Below are 19696 nucleotides of genomic sequence, written 5' to 3' on the forward strand. Positions count from 1 at the left end.
ACCACACTCTGTGGATACGTAATCAATTGCGTTCTAGTTCGATGGGGTGGGTCGCCAGCATGGACAGCGGCAGCGGCTGTCGGCGCAGTACATGCGCCCACAGATCGGTGCGCCCGGCCAGCGGGTCCGACGGCAGCGCGGACAACACCATCCAGTCGCCACGCTCCAGCTCACCTTCCAGCTGGCCGAACGTCCAGCCGGCGTATCCGGCGAAAATCCGGACACCCTCGATCAGCGGTCCGATCGCATCCGGATCGGAGTCCAGATCCAGCAGTGCCACCCGGCCGTCGACGCGGCGCAGGCCACGGATGCCGTCGATCGATGCGCCGACCCGGAGCGTGGTCAGGCACAGCGCCGAATCCCGTTTCACGGGTCCGCCCACGTACAGCGTGCGTGGGCGGGCGGCGAGATCGGACCAGCGTGGCAGGACATCCTGCACGGCGGTCTCGCTCGGTCGGTTCAGGACGACACCGAGACTGCCCGCATCGTTGTGTTCGACGATGTAGATCACGGTGCGCCGGAAGGTGGGCTCGACCAACTCTGTCGCCGAGACCAACAAAGTGCCGGGCCGCACCACCTGTTCTTCGTGCCTGGATTCACGTTTGGGGCGGTCGCCGTGTTCCTCTGCGCGTGCCACGCTAGCCATCATCGCACCGTCGCGAGGCTTGCGCTGGTTTTACCGCCGCGCGGCGAATCGAAGCGGGTGCGCGCCCATCACTGCGGCAGGCCGAATCGCTCCCGCGCCCACTGCGGAACCATGGCCAGATACCGCGGCCTGGACTCGACGAAATGATGCACCATCGGGCACAGGGGCAGCACCCCGAATCCCTGTTCCACGGATCGGTCCAGGGCGCCCTGCACGAGCAGGCGGCCCAGACCCTGTCCCTCGAACTGTGGATAGATCTCGGTGTGCACGAAGGCTCGCTCGGCAGCGGTGTCCTGATAGGAGGCCACTCCGGCGTGTTGTCCGTCGACATACAGTTCGAATCGGTCGAGAGCGGTGTTGTCACGGATCTCGGTCGTGCGCTGCTGGCCCGGCGTCATTTTCCGATCCTATGACCTGCTGATCGTCGGCCGCACATCGTTCGAGTTGTCGCGATCGTCCGCGGTGGCGAGAATGCAGGGGTTCGAGCGGAACAGACGGGACGGCGCCGATGCGACGACGGGTACGACCTGCGGCACGGCTGGCGGCCGTCGCGGCACTGGCGGCGGGACTCAGCACCGCGATCGTTCCGGCCACGGCGCACGCCGCCGCCGATTTCGGGGACTGCCCGGCCGGTGCGATCGCCGACCGGCATCCCGCGCAGTGTGCCGTGATCTCGGTGCCGCGCGACCACGCGGCGGTGGACGGGCCGCGAATCGATGTGACGGTCAGCCGGATTCGAGCCGGTGCGCAGCGATACGGCACCCTCTTCGCCAATCCCGGCGGGCCGGGTGCGGATGCGCTCGACTACTGGGGCGCGCGGCTGGCGCAACTGCCGAAGGAACTGGTCGAACACTACGATCTGGTGGCTGTCCAGCCACGCGGCCTGCGCTGGTCCAGCCCGCTGAACTGCGGTACCGCGATCGCCGACGGCGGCGGTCGCGAACCCCTGCAGAAGGCCTGCGACACCGCCCAGCCCGGATATCTGCGCACCATCACCACCGAGAACACCGCCCGCGACATCGACTCCGTGCGCGCGGCACTCGGACTGGATCGCATCGATTTCCTGGGTGTCTCGTACGGAACCTATCTGGGTGCGGTCTACGCGACGCTGTTCCCGGAGCACGTCGGGCGGATGGTGCTGGATTCGAACGTCGATCCGCAGTGGGTGTGGACCGAACAGTTCGCGCAACAGCAGCTCGCCGGTAAGCAGCGGCTCGACGACCTGTTCGGCTGGCTCGCCGAACACGACAGCCGGTATCACCTCGGGGATTCACCCCTGCGGGTGTATCAGACCTGGGTGCGGCTGGTGTCGGCACAAGGTGGTGGCTGGTACGCCAATCTGACGCCGCCGCCGGTCTCGGCCGCGGATCTGCCCCGGGAACTGCCCGCGCCGCTGGCGGCGGTGGCGAGTGCCGGTCTGAACGTGGGGGCCGAACAGCTGTTCCAGGCACAGAACCTGGTGCGCGCGTTGACATCCGGTGGCGCGTCGGCGCAGGTACCGCTGGTTTCGGCCACGACGGTGGCCTCCTACACCCGGGGTTTCTGGCCGAGCCTGGCGCAGGCCATGTCCGAGGCGAACGCGGAACCGTCGGATCTGCGGCGGTTGCGGGCCATCGCGGGTGCGGCGTCCACCGATCCCACCGGGCAGGCGTTGTTCTCCGCGATCACCTGTAACGAGAACGCGGTGCCGGCCCGGATGGACGCCATCGGTTCGGCGGCCGCGATCGTCGCCTCGGGCGGAAATGCCCTGGATGCCCGCGCCGATCTGGTTCGCAGCGGATTGGCCTGTGCCGATTGGGATCCGGTGACCGAGCCGGTGGCCGTGGCCGATCACGGTCTCGCGACCGCCCCGCTGATCCTGCAGAGCAGCCACGACGCGATGACCCCGTTCCCGGGTGGCCCCGCGATGGCATCCGCGCTGCACGGTCACCTGATCACCGTCGCCGGTGGCGATCACGGCACCTTCGGGCGCGGCAACACGCCACTCGACGACGCGGTGCTGACCTATCTGCGCACCGGGGCGGTGAGTATCGATCAGGTGGATCAGGCGCCGTTGCGGTGAACCGTGTCCTCGGCCGATACGCCCTGCGATCGGCGCGGCCCGGGACCAATACAGTGGGTGACCGGACGCTTTTCGACGAGATGGGGTCGCGATGACGCCGAGACGAGTGGTGCTGGCGCCGGACAAGTTCAAAGGTTCGCTCACCGCGCCCGAGGTGGTCGCGGCCCTGGCCGCCGGAATCGGCCGGGTGGCGCCGGATGCCGAGGTGCTGGAGCTGCCGGTGGCCGACGGCGGGGACGGCACGGTCGACGCGTTCGTCGCGGCGGGCTGGGAGCGGGTGTCGGCCGATGCGGTCGGGCCCACCGGTCTGCCGTCCACGGCGAGCTACGCGGTGCGGGGCGAGATCGCGGTCGTCGAACTGGCCGAGGTGGTGGGCCTGGTGAAACTGCCCGGTGGCCAACTCGATCCGATGCATGCCGGAACCTACGGACTCGGAGTGCTGATCCGCCATGCTCTCGATCGGGGACTGCGCGAGATCGTGCTCGCGGTGGGCGGCAGCGCCTCGTCCGACGGTGGCGCCGGCATGTTGCAGGCATTGGGGCTGCGGATCGTCGATGCGCGTGGCGACGAATCGGCCAGGGGTGCGGCGGCATTGGCGGGCGCCCGGCGCATCGATTACTCCGAGCTGCATCCCGCGATCGCCGAGACCACTTTCGTACTCGCCAGTGATGTCGACAATCCGCTGCTCGGCGCGCACGGTGCGGTGGCCGTCTTCGGGCCCCAGAAGGGCGCCGACCGGCAGCAGTGCGTGGAACTGGAAGCGGCGCTGACGAATTGGGCCGAATTGATCGAATCCAGCGGTGCGGCGCGCCCGGCCGCCCGTGCGACCGACTGGGCCGAACATCCCGGTGCGGGCGCGGCCGGCGGCACCGGATTCGGGGCCATGGCCGTCCTCGGCGCCCGGCCGCGGCCGGGTATCGAGGCCATCCTCGAGCTGATCGACTTCGCCGGCCGCGTCCGGGGCGCGGATCTGGTGGTCACCGGTGAGGGTGCGCTCGACGAGCAGACCCTGCGTGGGAAGGCGCCCGCCGGCGTCGCCGCGGCCGCACGCGAGGCCGGGGCGACGGTGGTGGCCGTGGCAGGGCGCTGCGACCTGACGCCGGAACAACTGCGCGCCGCCGGATTCGACCGCTGCTACGCACTGGCCGAGCTGGAACCCGACCCGGCACGGTCCGTCGCCGACGCCGCCGCCCTCCTCGAGGAACTGGGCGCCCGCCTCGCCACCGACTATCTGAGCTGATGACGGCTCACGCCGGTACGGCGGTGGAGCCCGCGTCGCGGCCGTTCTCCCCACTGCTCCAAGGGCTTCGGCGTCGCGGCCAAGTCGACCCGGGGAAGCCCGGTGGGACCGATCAGCGGGTGCAGAGGAATTCGACCGCCGCCGCGTAGCCCTGGATCCCCATTCCAGCGATCACCGCGGTGGCGATCGGTGAGATGTAGGAGTGGTGCCGGAATTCCTCGCGGGCATGCACATTCGAGATGTGCACCTCCACGATCGGCACCTCCGGAATCACCAGCGCGTCGCGGAGGGCGACCGAGGTGTGCGTGAGACCACCGGGATTGATCACGATCCCGGCCTCCGCACCTCGCGCCGCGTGGATCCGATCGATCAGCGCCCCTTCGGCATTCGACTGGAAGGCGGTGATCTCGCGATCGAACCGAGCGGCGGTCGCGCGGCACAGTCCGACGATGTCGTCGAGTGTGTCCGAGCCGTACACCTCGGGCTGGCGGGTACCGAGCATGTTCAGGTTCGGGCCGTTGAGCACGAGAATCGGGGCCATGCCCACACCCTAGTCCGGCACGGGGCGGGTTCGGCCCGCCCGCCCGGCGCACCGGTCACAGCCCGCGCGGCCCCTCGGCACGCAGGTCGTCGACCTTGCGCATCGCCGAACGCAACTCCTCGAGCCACTCCTCGGCATGCTGGCCCGCCAATTTCACCGTCCACGCCAGCGCGTCGGCGCGGGACCGGGCGACTCCGGCGTCGACCAGGGTGTCGAGGACCTTGCGTTCGGGCTGCCGCAGCCGGGTCATCACCGGCACCGACAAATGCGTGAACAACGTGCGTTCACCGTTCACCGAAACACCCCAAGCCACATTGCGGCCGTAACGGGCCTGCGCCTCCTGGGCGATCTGCATCCGGGCCGGGCGGGTCGATTCACGGAACCGGGCGATCGTGCCGTCGATGGTCGCGCGGGACGGGCCGGATTTCGCCGCGGGGCCGTCGGTTCCAATGGATTGTTCGGTCTCGGATTCACTTTCCGCGATGGCCAATTCGCCGATCACCACGATCTCGTCGCGGTCGATCTCGATGGTCGCGGGACCGCTGAACCACTCGCTTGGCAACCTTCCGGCGAACCAGTCCGGAGAATCTGCGGCATCGGGAAGGTCGGCCTGCTGCCAGCCGCCGGGACGGCCGAATCCGCGTCCGTGTCCGTGTCTCATGACATGTCCTCACTGCGATACTTGCTCTGTAACAGTGATTACAAGATTACGCCGAATGGTGGTCATGGGTGTTTCGCTGTGAGCGGACGCAATGTGGAACACGGGTCACGATTTCGGAGACCGGGTGCGACGCATGTCGATGATCGGGCACTATTGTGGTCGCTGAGCATGGAGAATGCGGTCGGTGTCAAGGTGGTACCGAGGGCAACTCCTTCGGGTACCGTTGGTCTTGTTGCTGGAGTGACAAGAGTGAAGAGTGGGCGACATGGATGTGTGGGGATCCCGCCGCTTTCGCGTTCGGGGCGCAGTGGCACTAGTGGGAGTTGCTGTCCTGGCAATCGTGATCGGTTCGTGCGATTTTCACCGGGCCCCGAGTGGGCCCCAAGCGGTCGTCGAGCATTTCACCCAGCTAATGGACGATCGCGACGCCGCCGGCGCCGCGGCGCTGACGTCGTACCCCTCCGGCGCCGAAAGCACTCTGAAATCGATGTTCGACGGACTGCAGCCCGGTAAGCCGGATTACAAGCTGGTCCAATTCATCGGCCTCGATGCCGATTCGGCGATGTTCAATCTGAAGGCGTCGTGGAATTTCGGGCCGGGTAAGGATTGGTCCTACGACCTGCAGGGCAATCTCCGCAAACTCGCGATCGGGTGGCGGATCTCCTGGGATCCCACCGTTGTGATGCCACAACTGGATTACAAGCGCACGGTGAAACTGGTGCGCACCGAGGCGACGCCGGCGCCGACGGTCAACGACAACGATGGGCAACCGCTGCTCACTCAGCAGACCATCAATGTCATCAAGGTCGATCCCGCCAAGACGCAGGACCCGGTCGCGACGACCAATGCGCTGGCCGATGCCATTTCGCCGGTCGCGCCGCTGATCACCGGCGGATCGCTGATGCAGCAGCTGGCCGAGGCGAAGGGCCGGCCCGTCACGGCGGTGAGCCTGCGTGAGGACGATTTCGCCATCCTGGAGCCCCGGATGGCCGCCATTCCGGGCGTCGTGATGGAGAAGCAGCCGAGACTGATCGTCGCCGACCGCCGGGTGTGGTCGCCGATGACCGACGCGCTGCAGAAGGTCTGGCAGGAAAACCGTGACGAGCACGCCGGCTGGGGTGTGCAGCTGTTCGAACCCGACGGCAAGATGGTCACCCAGCTCGCCGGTTACCAGGGCCCGCCCGGACCCGATATCGCCTCGACCATGGACCAGAAACTGCAGCGTGCGGCCGAGGACGCGGTGGTGAGCGTCGGTACCGCGGCATCCATCGTGGCGATCCAGCCGTCCACCGGTGCGGTGGTCGCGGCGGCGCAGAACAACTACGCCAGCGCCCAGGGCGCGCCCGCCTTCACCGGCACCTATCCGGTCGGCGGGGCGAGCGAGTTGTTCAAGGCGGTCGCGGCCATCACCAAGAAGAAGGCACCGCAGGACGTTTCGGTACAGGATGCGGCCGAGGCGGCGGCGAGTCTCGGTGTGGGTATCGGCTTCAAGGTGCCGGGCCTGGAAGAGACCACGGGTCGGCTGCCCATTGCCGGTCGCGGGGTGGAGCAGGTCAAACAGGGCACCAACGATCCGATTCTCGCGAGCCCGTTCGGGATGGCCATCGCGGCGGCGACCATCGCCCGCGGTTCGGTGGCGCCACCGATGATCGAGATCGGACGTCCCAGCACCACGGAGGCGAAACTCGACCCGCTGTCCGGCGATGTGGTGGACAAACTGCGCGGCATGCTGCGGGATGCCACTGCTCGCCCGCACGAGGTGACGGTGAGCCGTTACGCCGGTGTCACCGCGTTCGCCACCGATGCGGGCAACGACGGCTGGATGCTGGCGAATGCCGGTGACCTGGCCTTCGCCATCCACATCAGCGATATCGACAGCAGTGACGCGACCTCACGGATGGCGGCGCGGATGCTGCAATCGCTGGCGGCCCCGGACGACAACAAGTAGTTTCCGGCGCTCAGTTCGCAGACGCGCCGGTGACTTGCATGCGCCGTGTGATCAACAGCCGTATGGCGCGCCAGCCCAACAGGAAGACCGCCAGCACGGTCGCGGCGACCACGACGAAGCTCACCGCGGTGCCCTGACCGCTGATCACCCGCAGCACCATGCCGCCGATCAACGTCGACAACCACACCACCACACCGGTGGGCCACAGGGCGCCGCCGCCATCGAATCGGGTGGGCGTGCGGAGGCGCCCGGCGATGATCAAGGCGAGCAGCCAGCCGATCAGCAGGCCCGTGGCGAACGGCCAGACAGTTCGCAGCAGACCGGCCGCGATCGCCTCGTCGTGACTGCGCCGACCGATCGCGCAGAACACGATCACCAATACGACATCGATCACCAGCGGCAGCAATTTCCTCACGGGCGCCAGGGTAGTGAGCGGGTCGTCCACCCGGCTCAGGCGGGCGCTTCACCGTCCGGTTCGGCCGAGTCCGGGGACTCGTCACGCTGGTCCCGCGGCTGTTCGCCGCGGCGCGGCTCGGTGATCAGCGACGAGCGCTGTTCGAATTCCTGCTCGAACTCCGCATCGCCGGCCTGTGGATTGCGGAAGCGGAAGGCGACGACGATCCAGCCGATGATCGCGACCAGAATGAAACTCACCAGGCGATAGACGAAGGCCGCGGCAACGGCCTGTGCGAACGGCAGCCCCGCCGCGGCGGTGAGGCTGGCCAGCAGCGTGGCGTCGACGTAGACGATGCCACCGGGCGCGAACGGGATCGTGCCGACCGCTTTGCCCACGCTGAACGCGATCAGCAGGCCCGCCCAGCGCGGATCCGCGCCGACCGCGTAGCAGGCGGCACCCAGACAGGCCACATCACCGAGCCGGTGCACGACCGCCCAGAGCGCGACCCACGCCGCGTCGCGGCGACCCAGATCAACCGATTCCAGCTGGTGCAGAGCATCGTCGACGCGGTCCATACCGTCTTCGGGTGGATGCCGGCGAACCCGGTTGACCAGGCGAACCCCGCGTCGGACGAGGGCTTGCAGCACACCGGGATTCCCGGAGATGTACTTGCCCGCCCACACCAGCAGCGCCACCGCGCCGAGGGTGAGCACCAGCTTCCACGGGCCCACCCGGTTGCCCACCAGGAAGGCGCCGCCCACGCCCAGCAGCAGCATGCCGGCCGTGGCGACCACGCCCGACATCAGCAACTGCCAGGACGCCACCACCGGGCTCGCACCCCAGCGCCGGGTCTGGCGGTAGGTGAACGCGGTGGAGAACACCTGCCCGGCCGGCAGCGATACCGACATCGCGGTGGCGCCGTACACCACCGAAACCGATGCCCGCTGTGAGACATCCACGCCACCGGCGTGCAGCAGCCGCTTCTGGATGCGGCCGAATCCGCTCATCGATACGGCCTGCATCACGATGCACAGCGCCACCCAGCCCCAGTGGATCTCGGTGAGAGTGCGCCAGGAATCGTGCAGGCGGGGCCAGAGGTAAATGCCCTCGGCGATGAGCAACGCCGACAGGGCAACGCCGAGGACCCATTTCAACCAGCGAAATCTGCGGCGAGCGGGCGGCGCGGGATCGCCGGCTGGTCGAGCTTGGGCGGTCACGGACTCCAGCCTAGTGGGATACGGCCCGGAGGCGGCAGCGGACGCGTAACCACGGAGGCGGTGGACGCCGAGCGCGCTCACTCCGAGGCTTTGGGCCAGGCCAATCGGGTTTTGCGGCGGCGGCCGCGCAACTGGACCTCGTCTCCGGGGGTCCACTGCCGTTGTTCGTCGTCGTCGGCGAAATAGAGGGCGCTGCCCGAGGCCAGCACCCGGCCGGGATACTCCTTGGCCAGTTCGGTCAGGCGAGACGCCTCGTTGACCGGATCGCCGATCACGGTGTACTCGAATCGGTTTGCCGCGCCGATATTCCCGGCGACCGCGAGTCCAGCGGAAACGCCGATGCCGATATCCAATCCGGGCACCTCGCGCAATGCCACCCGCAGATCGCGGGCCGCGGCCAGCGCGGCGGTGGGCGCATCCGGCCGATCCAGCGGTGCGCCGAATATCGCGAGCGCCGCATCGCCGACGAACTTGTTGATCAAACCGTTGTGCCGGTCCACCACATCGACCACGACCCGGAAGAACTCGTTGAGCAGGCTCACGACCTCGGTGGGCGGACGTTCGGCCGCGGTCGCGGTCGAGCCCACCATGTCGACGAACAACACCGCCACGAACCGGGTTTCACCACCCAGCTCGGTGCCGTACTCGAGGGCGCGCCGGGCGACCTCCTCACCGACGTGCTGACCGAACAGTTCCTGCAGTTCGCGGCGCTGCGCGGCCTCCTCCATCATGCGGTTGAAACCGACCTGCAGCAGGCCGATCTCACTGCCGTCGAACACTTCGACCTGCACATCGCGCGCACCGGTCTGTACCCGGTTGATCGCGCGCGAGAGCTGGCGCACCGGGTCGGAGATACTCGAGCCGGTCAGCATCGACAGTGCCAGTGCCTGCATGATCACCACGCCGCACAGCAGCAGAATCGAAATCGCCAGCGACTGCGCGGAGAAGTGCACCTGTGAGGTGATCTGGGTGACACACAGCAGCACGATCGCGATGGTCGGTGCGAAGGTCCCCATCCCCCAGGTCATCCCCATCCGGGTGCCGACGCCGGGAGTCAGGGTGTGGTCGAAGGTGCCGGTGGTCAGCGCGTGCGCGGCCACCGGGCGCAGAATGCGCTCGCCCAGCATGTAGGTGAAGCCGAACACGATGGTGGCGGCCATACATTCGGTGACGATCACCGCTCCGGCCAGTTCCGGTGTTTCCACGATGATCCGCCCGGCCAGCACCGCACCGCCCACCAGCCACAGCAGCAGATGCAAAATGGACTGCCGCAGCGGGGCGTGCAGGGCCGCCATCTGTTCCTGGCGACTGGGCGGCCCACCCCGCACCTGCCAGCGCATCACCGGCCGCAACATCAGGGCCGAGGCGGTGACGCTGAGGAATCCGCCGACCGAGAAGACCAATGCGGGAAGGAGCAGCCCGGCGCGTCGCAGCCCGTTCGGCGTGCCCTCGGGCGCGGGCAGACCGTACTGAATGAACGCGTACACCAGAACCGCGCCGAAGGCATTGGCCGCCAGCATCGACGCCAGGTACAGCGGCCAGCGCGTTCGCATGGTCTGTTTGACCGCTTCGAGTTGCGCTGACACGTTGACCAATCTAGCGGGGGGAGCGTCGGGCCGGAGATGGCAGCTTGCGTAACCGTGTAGGTCCGACGTGGACGCCGCCAGATTTACAGGGGGAGCGTCGGGCCGGAGATGGCAGCTTGCGTAACCGTGTAGGTCCGACGTGGACGCCGCCAGATTTACCGGGGGAGCGTCGGGCCGGAGATGGCAGCTTGCGTAACCGTGCACCACGGACAAACCTCCCGACCGGTAGGCGTGCTCGTGACGGGGTGTGCCGATAGGCTCGCGGCGTGAGTGGGGACAACAACACCTCCGGACAGCCGGCCGAGCCGGCGTCCGCGGGCGCGGCAGCGGGATCGTCGACAGTGCGCAGGTCCGCGAGTCGGGTCCGGGAACGCAAACCCGCCGATGCCGTGCACCCGCTGGTGCGTCAGGGCGCCGAATGGTGCTGGCGGTTGTTGATCATCCTGGTGGCGGTGCTGGCGCTCGCGTATCTGGCGCACAAACTGACCACCGTCGTCATTCCGGTGGCGATCGCGCTGCTGGGCGCGGCGCTGCTGTCACCACTGGTGGATCTGCTGCAACGGCTCGGAATGCCGCGCGGGCTGGGGGTGTTCGTCGCGCTGGTGGGTTCGATCGGACTGCTGGCCGGCATCTTCACCTTCGTCATCGAGCAGTTCGTCAGCGGTGTGCCGCAGCTGACCGACGAATTCAAGACCAGCATCCACACCGTCCAGGACTGGCTGATCAACGGGCCGTTGCATCTGAGCGACGAACAGATCCGCAACGGCGGCAACACGATCATCAAAACCATCGAGGCGAACCAGGATTCGCTGACCAGCGGTGCGCTCACCACCGCCGCGGCCATCGGTGAGTTTCTCACCGGGACCTTCCTGACGATGTTCATCCTGATCTTCTTCCTCTACGGCGGCGATCAGATCTGGCATTTCGTGACCAGGATCGTGCCGACTCCGCAGCGGGAGCGGGTACGCACCGCGGGCCGGCTGGGCTTCGGCACCCTGATCGGATTCGTCCGCGCCACCGTCGTGGTCGCCGCCGTCGATGCCATCGGTATCGGCGCGGGCCTGGCGATTCTGAGTGTGCCGCTGGCACTTCCGCTGGCCTCGCTGGTGTTCATCGGCGCGTTCATCCCGATCATCGGGTCGCTGCTGGCCGGATCTGTCGCGGTCTTCCTTGCCCTGATGACCAAGGGTTTCGTCACCGCGTTGATCGTGCTCGGCGTGACCATCGCGGTGATGCAGCTGGAAAGCCATGTGCTGCAGCCGTTGCTGCTGGGCCGGGCGGTGCGGATCCATCCGCTGGCGGTGGTGCTGGCGATCACCGCGGGCGTGGTGCTCGCCGGTATCGCGGGCGGTCTGCTGGCGGTGCCGTTCGTCGCGGTGATGAACACCGCGATCCGATCGCTGCTCGCGGGTAGTACGGAAGAGCTGTACCAGGAACTCAGTACCGGTGAACCAGGCGAGCCGATGTTCCATGCCGAGCCCGACACGCCCGACCCCGATCGATATCGGTCACAGGAGCCGCCTGCCGAGGGCCCGGCCGGTGGTGTTCCGAGCGCGGGCTGAGATGTCCGCGGTGACCGGCGCGACGGACTCCGAGACGCGGGTTGCCGCCACGGCGCCGCTGTGGCGGGCCGCTCAGGCATTTCGACTGGTCACGATGGTGTACGCGGTCGGTCAGCAGATCGCGTCGGTGTCCTCGTACCGGCATCCGGCACTGAGCTGGGTGCTGATCGCGGCGCTGGTGGTCTGGTCGGTGTCCTCGGCGCTGTGGTTGTCGCGCTGGTCGCTGTCCGATACCGAGCGCCGCGCCGTCGTGATCGGTGATCTCGTGGTGGTCGTCGGGCTCATGGCCGCGACCCGGCTGGTCGCGGACTATTCCTGGTATCACGGTCATCAGACCCTGCCCACCACCCTGTGGGTGGCCAATGCGGTGATGTCGGCGGCCATCGAATGGGGTGCGCTCGGCGGCGTGCTGTCCGGACTGCTCATCTCGGTGGTGAGCATCGTGGTCCGGGAGCAGTGGGAGCTGGATCTGTGGTCGGATGCCACTGCGCCGGTGCTGGTTTCGGTGGGCTTGGCAATCGGGCTGGCCGCGGGGACGGCACGCCGCGCGCAGGGTCAGCTCGAACAGGCGATGCGATTGCGCGCCGCCACCGCCGAACGCGAGCGGTTGGCCCGCGAGGTGCACGACGGGGTGTTGCAGGTGCTCAGCTACATCAAACGTCGTGGTGATGAAATCGGCGGGGACACAGCGGATCTCGCTCGTCGGGCGGGCGAGCAGGAGGTGGCCCTGCGGGTGCTGATCTCCGAGCAGGGGCGCCGGGAATCCGCGGGTGGCCTCGGGACGCACGAGGATCTGCGATCACTGTTGAGTGCCTTCGCCGCGCCCTCGGTATTCGTGTCCGCGCCCGGTGAGCCGGTATCGCTCGGGGGGTGGACCGCGCGCGAGATCGCCGCCGCCGTCGGTGCCGCACTGTCGAATACCGCGCTGCACGCCGGGGCGGAGACGAAAGCCTATGTGTTGCTGGAGGATATGGGTGACGCCGTGGTCGTCAGCGTGCGCGACGACGGCCCAGGGATACCCGCCGGGAGGTTGCGCGCGGCCGCGGCGGAGGGGCGAATGGGGGTGGTGCAGTCGATCATCGGGCGGATCGAGGCGCTCGGCGGTACCGCGGAACTGCTCGACACCACCGACGGTACGGAATGGGAATTCCGCATCCCACTCGATCGGGAGGAACGGCGATGACGGCACCGGAAGACGCTGCGGTGGGGAATATCTCGGTGATGGTGGTGGACGATCACCCGATGTGGCGCGATGGTGTCTCGCGCGATCTCGCCGAGGCCGGCTTCCAGGTCGCGGCCACCGCCGACGGAGTGGGTGCGGCCGGTCGGCGCGCCGCGGCCGTCCGGCCCGATGTGGTGCTGATGGACATGCAGCTGCCCGACGGCAACGGCGCCCAGGCCACCGCCGAGGTACTGCGGGTGTCACCGCACAGCCGGGTCCTGGTGTTGTCGGCCTCCGGTGAGCGCGACGATGTGCTGGAGGCGATCAAGGCCGGTGCGACCGGTTACCTGGTCAAGAGCGCTTCGGCGGCCGAATTGATCGACGCGGTCAAGGCCACCGCCGCGGGCCAGGCGGTCTTCACGCCCGGGCTCGCCGGTGTGGTGCTCGGCGAATTCCGCCGCATCGCGGGCGCACCACCGTCGGACTCCGGCGCCGAGCGGCCCGCGCTCACCGAACGCGAAACCGAGGTGTTACGCCTGGTCGCGAAGGGTTTGTCGGCCAAACAGATCGCGACCCGGCTGAGTGTCAGCCATCGCACGGTGGAGAACCATGTGCAGGCGACGCTGCGCAAACTGCAACTGGGCAACCGTGTCGAACTCACCCGCTACGCCATCGAGCAGGGCCTCGAATAGGCCGGCCCAAGATCTCGAACAGGGTGGCATCAGGGATTGCCCTGATGTGCGCGGGCTCCCGCGTCGGTAGCCTCGTCGACATGGGTGGTGAAACCGTTTCCACTCCGGGCGTGGGGTCCGTCCCGCCGGCCGGGGGTGCCGTAGGCGACCGCGACCTCCGGGTATCGGACATCGAACGCGAACACGTCGGGGGACTGCTGCAACGGGCGGTCGGACTGGGCATGCTCTCGCTGGGTGAGTTCAGCGAGCGGATGGATACCGCGCTGGCCGCCAAGACACGCGGCGAACTCAATGCGGTCCTGGTCGATCTGCCGGGTATTCGCCTTGCGGGCCAGCCGAATCCGATGCCCGTGCCGCCGCCGCACCGGCCCGCGCCGGTCGTGACCGGCGAGGCATCGATGCGCCCCAAACTGTCCGGTCTCACTCGCAAGGGCCCCTGGCAGGTGCCGCCGGTGATCAACATCAGCAGCGTGCTGTCCGGCGTCACCCTGGATTTCACCCAGGCCGTGATGTCCACCCAGGTCGTGGAGATCCGCGTCGACGACTTCTGCAGCTCGCTCAATCTGATCCTCCCGGGCGAGGCGACCGTGGACCTCAACGGTGTGGAGCTGATCGGCTCCTCCACCAACAACAAGGTCCGCACCGGCCCACCCATCGGACCGCTGCACATCGTGGTCCACGGCCGCATCCGCTTCAGCTCCATCAACGCCAAGCATCCGTTCGGGGTGCAGTGGAAGAAGCTGGTCTCGGGGTTCTGAGTTTCCCCGGCGCTACCCGGCGTGGTCCTGGGTGACGTAGAAACGGTTGCCATCCGGATCGAGGAAGCTGAACATCAGCGGCGCGGTCGGCCAATCGAGTAGCTCGCCGACGGTGAGGCCGCGTCCGGACAGCGCGGAATGTGCGGCCCGGGCATCCGGTGTTCCCAGCCGGATACCCGTATCGATACCAGCCGGCAGCCCATCACCCGCCGCGACCAGTGACAGCGAGGTGCCGGCGCCGGGCATCCGCAATTCGACCCAGCGGAATCCCGGCCGGAGTTCGGTGTCCAGATGTGTCTCGAATCCGAACTCCTCGAGTAGTGCCTTCGTCCGGTTCTGATCGGATACGGGCACGGCGACGGTCAGCACGGAGGTGAATGTGGGTGCGCTCATATCCGTTGTGACGACCCACGCCCCCGGAATTCATCGCGCCGTCGCCGGTCGGCGACGGCGCGCTGGACCCTCAGTCGCGGTTCTGGCGGCGGAGCAGTTCGTTGACGCTGACGCTGCGGCCGCTGTTTCGGTTCTTCGGGTCGTCGGGGTTCTCGGGGTCGTCGGGGTTCTCACCGGGGTCGGGACGCCGGCGCGACGAACGCAGGTCGGCCATCCACTGTTCGATGTTGTTGCGGTTGTCGCCGCCCGCGGGCGGGCTCGGCTCGGCCGCGGGTTCGGCTGCGGGCGTGGGTGTTCCGCTGTCTGCCGGCGAGTTCTCCGGCGATGCGGCGGGTGCGGGCTCGGCGGGCCGGGCGGAGTCGGAGGGTGCCCGGCGAGGCAGCTGGACCGACGGCACGTTGTTCTCCGGCGCCACCCACGGTGATCGCTCGGCGGGCGCCTGGGGGGCGGCGTCGGCCGGGGTGCGACTGACCTGGCCCTGTCCGGAGGCTCGGCTGTGCTCCGGCCCTTGGCTCGGTCCGGGAGCTTGGCTCTGCTCCGGCCCTTGGCTCGGTCCGGGAGTTCGGCTCTGTCCTGGCCCCTGGCTCTGTCGGGGAGCTTGGCGCTGTCCCGGCTCCTGGCTCTGTCGGGGAGCTTGGCGCTGTCCCGGCTCCTGGCTCTGTCGGGGAGCTTGACGCTGTCCCGGCTCCTGGCTCTGTCCGGGAGCCTGACCCTGGCCCTGCCCGGCGGACGGAGCCTTCCCCGAACGCGGCGCCGGACCCTGCCCCGGCTCGGGGCTCGGCTCGGGTTCGGCGGCCGGGTCCTGGCCCGGGTGGTACGCCGGTGCGTCCGGCCGGTACAGCTGGGCACGGACCGACGGATGCGGCGGCACCTTGGACGGTTTCGGCGGCAGCACCCGAGGTGTGGTGCCGACCGGGGCGGCCGGCGGAACCGGATCGGTGGCCTCGGTCGGTGCCTCCGAGGCGGGCACGGTGCGCGGCGGCATACCGGGGCGAACCACCTGCGGAGGTTGTCCCGCACCGCGATTCGGCGCGGTGTCGGGGCCGGACATCGACACCGCGGGCGGCATCGGCGGGCGCGGGCCGGAAGAAGATTGGGTGGGTCGGGTGGTGTCCGGACCGAGCGGCGTGGCAGGGCCGGCGGCGCGCATCGCGCTCGCCGGGCCGAATCCACCTGGTACGCCGGAAGATCCGGCACCGGAACCGCTCGCGGCACCGGTGGCTCCGGGGCCGTAGGTGTCCTGGATGCCGAGGAGCCCGCCCCGATCGCTCGCACCATCGGCACCGTGATCGGCCGGGCCGATCACACCACCGGCATCGGCCGGATTCGAACCACCGGCCGGTGCGCGGCCGGTGGGCGGGCGCACCCGGCCCGCACCATTGCCCGGAGGTTGCGACGCTGTGGTCGACCGCGGTGGGATCGGACCGGATCGGGACTGATCCGATGCCTCGCTATCCGCCTGATCCGCGGCGGCGCCGGAGGTGCCCCCGGCAGGCTCGGCGCCGGCGACACCCTCCGCCGAGGTGCCCGAATCAGCCACTGGCACATCTGAGTCCGCACCTGCGCGGCGGAAGATGCGCCGCTTGCGCTTCGGTGCTTCGGCTGAGTCCTCGGATTCCGGATCCGCGGCGGGCGCCGGGGCGTCGGATTCCGGGGCGGCCGGCGCTTCGGGTTCGGGATGCATGGCCCGGCGCGGCTTCGCGGCCGGTGGCGGACCCGCCGGTGTCGCACCGCTCGGCGGCGGCATATCCGGATCGATGCGGGTCAGCTGCTCGGTCGGTGCTTCGGGGTCGACGCGCAGGAATTTCAAGCGGCGCGGCTTCTTCGGACCCTTGGTGGTCCCGTCCGGCATCTGCGGCAGCTGCATGGTGACCGGATCGGTCACCGGAGTGGTCTTGACCAGGTCCACGAGCTCACCGGTCCCAGGACGCTCGTCGTCCAGAATCGGCTCGCCCAGCCCGATCCGCTGCTGCACCCGCTTCATCCAGGTGGGCGCCCACCAGCAGTCGTCGCCCAGCAGTTTCATCGTCGCGGGCACCAGCAGCATGCGCAGCACGGTGGCGTCGATGAACAGCGCGGCCATCATGCCGTAGGCGATGTACTGCATCATCACCAGATCGGAGAAGGCGAACGCACCCACGACGACCAGCAGAATCAGCGCGGCAGCTGTAATGATGCGGCCGGTCTGCGCGGTACCGCTGCGCACCGCCTCGGTGGTACTGGCCCCCTGCGCGCGTGCCTCCACCATGCGGGAGAGCAGGAAGACCTCGTAGTCGGTGGACAGGCCGTAGATGATCGCCATGATCAGCACCAGCACCGGCGACATGATCGGCTGCGGCGTGAAGTTCAGCAGTCCGGAACCGTGACCGTCGACGAATATCCAGGTCAGGATGCCGAGCGTGGATCCGAGGCCGAGGGCACTCATCAACGCCGCCTTGATCGGCAGCACCAGGGACCCGAACGTCAGGAACATCAGCAGCGTGGTCACCAACACGACCAGCACGATCATCAATGGCATGCGATCCAGCAGCGAACTGATGCTGTCCTGCATGAGCACCGGCTGGCCACCGACGAGCAGCTGCACATCGTCGGGCACGGGCGTGGAGCGCAGATAGGCGATGGTGTCTTCGATATTCGCGTCCGGCGCCAGCGTGGTTTCCGAGACCCACACATTCGAACCGTTCGGCGGGATACCGGGGGTGCCGAACGGATTCGCCAGCCCGGGCGCGTTGCTCGCATCGTCGATCAGCGGTTTGATCTCGCTGGTGTTGTCGGTCGTGATGACCAGCTGAATCGGATCGGTCTGGCGCAACGGGAAGATGCTGTCGAACTCCTCCTGCGCCATCCGGGTCGGATTGTCCGGCGGCAGATAGGTTTCGCTGATACCGCCGAACTTCAGGTTCTTCACCGGGATGATCAGCAGCAACAGGATGATGCACAGTGGTACCGCCACCTTCAGCGGATGCTTCATCACCCACTGCGTGGTGCGGCCCCAGAAGCCGTTCTCGACTTCTTCGGCCGTCTTGGTCTTGCGGAACCGCTTGAATCCCAGTGCGTCCACGCGCGGGCCGAGGATCGACAGCAGCGCGGGCAGGATGGTCAGCGAGGCCAGCGCGGCCAGCAGGACGGTCGCGATGGTGCCGTAGGCGACCGATTTCAGGAATCCCTGCGGGAACATCAGCATGCCGGCACTGGCCGCGATGATCATGGTCGCCGAGAACACCACGGTGCGCCCGGCGGTCTGCACCGATCGGCGGACGGCCTGGCGGGTGGTATAGCCCTCGGCCATTTCCTCGCGGAACCTGCTGACTATGAACAATCCATAGTCGATCGCCAGGCCCAGGCCGATCATCGACACCACGGCCCCGACGAACGAGTTCACCTCGGTGACATGGGTGATCGCCATGACGATGCCGTTGGCGCCGAGCACGGTGAGACCACCGATGATCAGCGGCAGGGCCGCGGCGACGATGCCGCCGAAGATGAAGAACAACAGGACCGCCACGGCCGGAATGGCCAGCATCTCCATGCGCTTCTGGTCCGAGGCGATGGTGTCGTTCAAGGTCCCCGCGACCGGCTGCATGCCCGCCACCTGGACATCCACGCCCGGGATGGTGAATTTGTCCTTCACCTCGCGGTAGTTGTTCATCGTGCTCGTGTCGTCGTCGCCCTTGATGGCGAGCGTCGCGAACGCGTGCTTCTTGTCCTTGCTACCGGTGGCCGACGCACTCCACTCGCCGGTCTCGGTCCGCCAGTATGCGACGTTGACCTTGGCGATCTGATCCGGATGGTCCCTGGGCAGGCTGTTGAGACTGTCGGTGATCTTCTGCCCGAACTCCGGATCGTCGATGGTCTTACCGTCGGGCGCGGTGTACAGCAGGATCACATCGGACATGTGATCGCGTCCGTAGACATCGTCCTTGAGCACCGCGGCCTGCGAGGATTCCGCACCCGGATCGAACCAGCCGCTGGAGCTCAGATGCTTCTCCAGGCCGAATCCGTATGCCCCCAGGGCGAGAAGTGCGGCCACCGCTACACCCAGGACGGTGTAGCGGAGTTTGTGGACCAGCTCGCCCCAGCGGGTGAACACTAAGCGACTCCTTGAGCGGGGCGGGAGGTGAGCAGTGCGGACAGCGGCCGGAAGGGCTGCAGCCAGGCTCCCTCGTCGGGCAGCGATTCGAGGCTGACCCGGGGCAGCGGTTCACGGAACACACCCGGGATGTCCTCGAGGTCGACGAAACCGAGGATATCGGACGTGACAGCCCAACTCGCGTGCTCGCGGAATCCGAGCACCTGAACGGGGACTCCGGTGGCTGCCACTTCCTCGAGCGGTTCACGGAAGGCCTGGCCGTCCGCGGAGGCCACCATGATTCCCGCGAGACCCGCGCCGGAGCGACGTAGCTGGATATGCGCCAGCATGTCGCTGTCGACGTCGGAATCCTCGTCGATCTTGGGTTTGGCGAAGACTGCGTAGCCGACGTTGCGCAGTGCTTCCACCCAGGGCCGCACCACATCCGCGGTGCCCGGGGCGATATTGGTGAAAACGGTGGCCTCGGGTTCGACGCGCTGGGTGCTGCCGGCCGACAACTCCGCCGTGCGCGCCAGTAACCACCGGCCGAGCGCATCGAATCTGGGCCGATAGGCCGCGGTGGGGCGGCCGCCGAGAATGGCGCCCAAACCCATGTCGAGGTTGGGCGCGTCCCACACCAGCAGCACCCGCCGCACACCGGTGATGTCGCCGGTCGACGTACCGCCGGGGGCATCCGATTCGTTGCCGTGCACTGATCCGGCAACCTCGTCGGCCATCGGGGCCGTCTCCCTGGCACTCATA

Annotated in this window: 17 protein-coding genes; 7 read left to right on the top strand and 10 right to left on the bottom strand. The window is 68.1% G+C overall.

The window, feature by feature from the left end:
- Positions 1 to 22 precede the first annotated feature (22 nt).
- Positions 23 to 646 (bottom strand): YqgE/AlgH family protein, encoded by a 624-nt coding sequence (locus AB0L57_RS07915; RefSeq protein ID WP_364958768.1) that lies wholly within the window; start codon positions 644 to 646, stop codon positions 23 to 25.
- Between the two features lie 68 nt (positions 647 to 714).
- On the bottom strand, positions 715 to 1044 hold the full coding sequence (locus tag AB0L57_RS07920; RefSeq protein WP_364958770.1) for a GNAT family N-acetyltransferase: 330 nt from the start codon (positions 1042 to 1044) through the stop codon (positions 715 to 717).
- A gap of 110 nt (positions 1045 to 1154) precedes the next feature.
- Here AB0L57_RS07920 and AB0L57_RS07925 point away from each other — a divergent pair, with 110 nt between their 5' ends.
- Both AB0L57_RS07925 and AB0L57_RS07930 read left to right on the top strand, forming a co-directional pair.
- Positions 1155 to 2708, top strand: coding sequence for an alpha/beta fold hydrolase (locus AB0L57_RS07925; RefSeq protein ID WP_364958772.1), 1554 nt, complete (start codon positions 1155 to 1157; stop codon positions 2706 to 2708).
- Between the two features lie 91 nt (positions 2709 to 2799).
- Positions 2800 to 3948: a glycerate kinase gene (locus AB0L57_RS07930; RefSeq protein ID WP_364958774.1), complete on the top strand. Its 1149-nt coding sequence runs from the start codon at positions 2800 to 2802 to the stop codon at positions 3946 to 3948.
- 112 nt (positions 3949 to 4060) lie between these two features.
- Here the strand turns inward: AB0L57_RS07930 and aroQ are convergent, their stop codons facing one another.
- Positions 4061 to 4489: a type II 3-dehydroquinate dehydratase gene (gene aroQ / locus AB0L57_RS07935; RefSeq protein WP_364958776.1), complete on the bottom strand. Its 429-nt coding sequence runs from the start codon at positions 4487 to 4489 to the stop codon at positions 4061 to 4063.
- A gap of 55 nt (positions 4490 to 4544) precedes the next feature.
- Positions 4545 to 5150 (bottom strand): hypothetical protein, encoded by a 606-nt coding sequence (locus AB0L57_RS07940; RefSeq protein ID WP_364958778.1) that lies wholly within the window; start codon positions 5148 to 5150, stop codon positions 4545 to 4547.
- 265 nt (positions 5151 to 5415) lie between these two features.
- Between AB0L57_RS07940 and AB0L57_RS07945 the strand changes: the two genes are divergently transcribed.
- Positions 5416 to 7098: an NTF2-like N-terminal transpeptidase domain-containing protein gene (locus AB0L57_RS07945; RefSeq protein ID WP_364959325.1), complete on the top strand. Its 1683-nt coding sequence runs from the start codon at positions 5416 to 5418 to the stop codon at positions 7096 to 7098.
- A gap of 10 nt (positions 7099 to 7108) precedes the next feature.
- Here the strand turns inward: AB0L57_RS07945 and AB0L57_RS07950 are convergent, their stop codons facing one another.
- The 3 genes from AB0L57_RS07950 to AB0L57_RS07960 all read right to left on the bottom strand — a co-directional run bounded on the left by AB0L57_RS07950 (position 7109) and on the right by AB0L57_RS07960 (position 10265).
- Entirely contained in the window at positions 7109 to 7513 is a 405-nt protein-coding gene (locus AB0L57_RS07950; protein ID WP_364958779.1) for a DUF3054 domain-containing protein, read from the bottom strand.
- 35 nt (positions 7514 to 7548) lie between these two features.
- A complete protein-coding gene (locus AB0L57_RS07955; RefSeq protein ID WP_364958781.1) occupies positions 7549 to 8712 on the bottom strand; it encodes a YbhN family protein in 1164 nt (387 codons plus the stop codon).
- Between the two features lie 77 nt (positions 8713 to 8789).
- On the bottom strand, positions 8790 to 10265 hold the full coding sequence (locus AB0L57_RS07960) for an adenylate/guanylate cyclase domain-containing protein (protein ID WP_364959327.1): 1476 nt from the start codon (positions 10263 to 10265) through the stop codon (positions 8790 to 8792).
- Positions 10266 to 10687: 422 nt separating this feature from the next.
- Here AB0L57_RS07960 and AB0L57_RS07965 point away from each other — a divergent pair, with 422 nt between their 5' ends.
- From AB0L57_RS07965 to AB0L57_RS07980, 4 genes are all read left to right on the top strand, one after another.
- Positions 10688 to 11860, top strand: a complete 1173-nt coding sequence (locus AB0L57_RS07965) for an AI-2E family transporter (RefSeq protein ID WP_364959329.1) — start codon at positions 10688 to 10690, stop codon at positions 11858 to 11860.
- 10 nt (positions 11861 to 11870) lie between these two features.
- Positions 11871 to 13043, top strand: a complete 1173-nt coding sequence (locus tag AB0L57_RS07970; RefSeq protein ID WP_364958783.1) for a DUF5931 domain-containing protein — start codon at positions 11871 to 11873, stop codon at positions 13041 to 13043.
- A complete protein-coding gene (locus tag AB0L57_RS07975) occupies positions 13040 to 13714 on the top strand; it encodes a response regulator transcription factor (protein WP_364958785.1) in 675 nt (224 codons plus the stop codon). Before AB0L57_RS07970 ends, AB0L57_RS07975 begins: the two co-directional genes overlap by 4 nt.
- 80 nt (positions 13715 to 13794) lie before the next feature.
- Positions 13795 to 14472 (top strand): DUF1707 domain-containing protein, encoded by a 678-nt coding sequence (locus AB0L57_RS07980; RefSeq protein WP_364958787.1) that lies wholly within the window; start codon positions 13795 to 13797, stop codon positions 14470 to 14472.
- Between the two features lie 12 nt (positions 14473 to 14484).
- On the opposite strand, the gene AB0L57_RS07985 is transcribed toward AB0L57_RS07980, so the two are convergent.
- The 3 genes from AB0L57_RS07985 to AB0L57_RS07995 form a co-directional block, all read right to left on the bottom strand.
- The gene (locus AB0L57_RS07985) at positions 14485 to 14865 is read right to left on the bottom strand and encodes a VOC family protein (RefSeq protein ID WP_364958789.1); all 381 of its coding nucleotides are present in this window, start codon (positions 14863 to 14865) and stop codon (positions 14485 to 14487) included.
- A 70-nt stretch (positions 14866 to 14935) separates the two neighbouring features.
- A complete protein-coding gene (locus AB0L57_RS07990) occupies positions 14936 to 18955 on the bottom strand; it encodes an MMPL family transporter (RefSeq protein ID WP_364958791.1) in 4020 nt (1339 codons plus the stop codon).
- Positions 18955 to 19695: an NYN domain-containing protein gene (locus AB0L57_RS07995; protein ID WP_364958793.1), complete on the bottom strand. Its 741-nt coding sequence runs from the start codon at positions 19693 to 19695 to the stop codon at positions 18955 to 18957. The genes AB0L57_RS07990 and AB0L57_RS07995 overlap by 1 nt, the downstream gene beginning before the upstream one ends.
- Position 19696 lies beyond the last annotated feature (1 nt).

Source organism: Nocardia sp. NPDC052254, from assembly GCF_040679495.1.
Lineage (GTDB): Bacteria > Actinomycetota > Actinomycetes > Mycobacteriales > Mycobacteriaceae > Nocardia.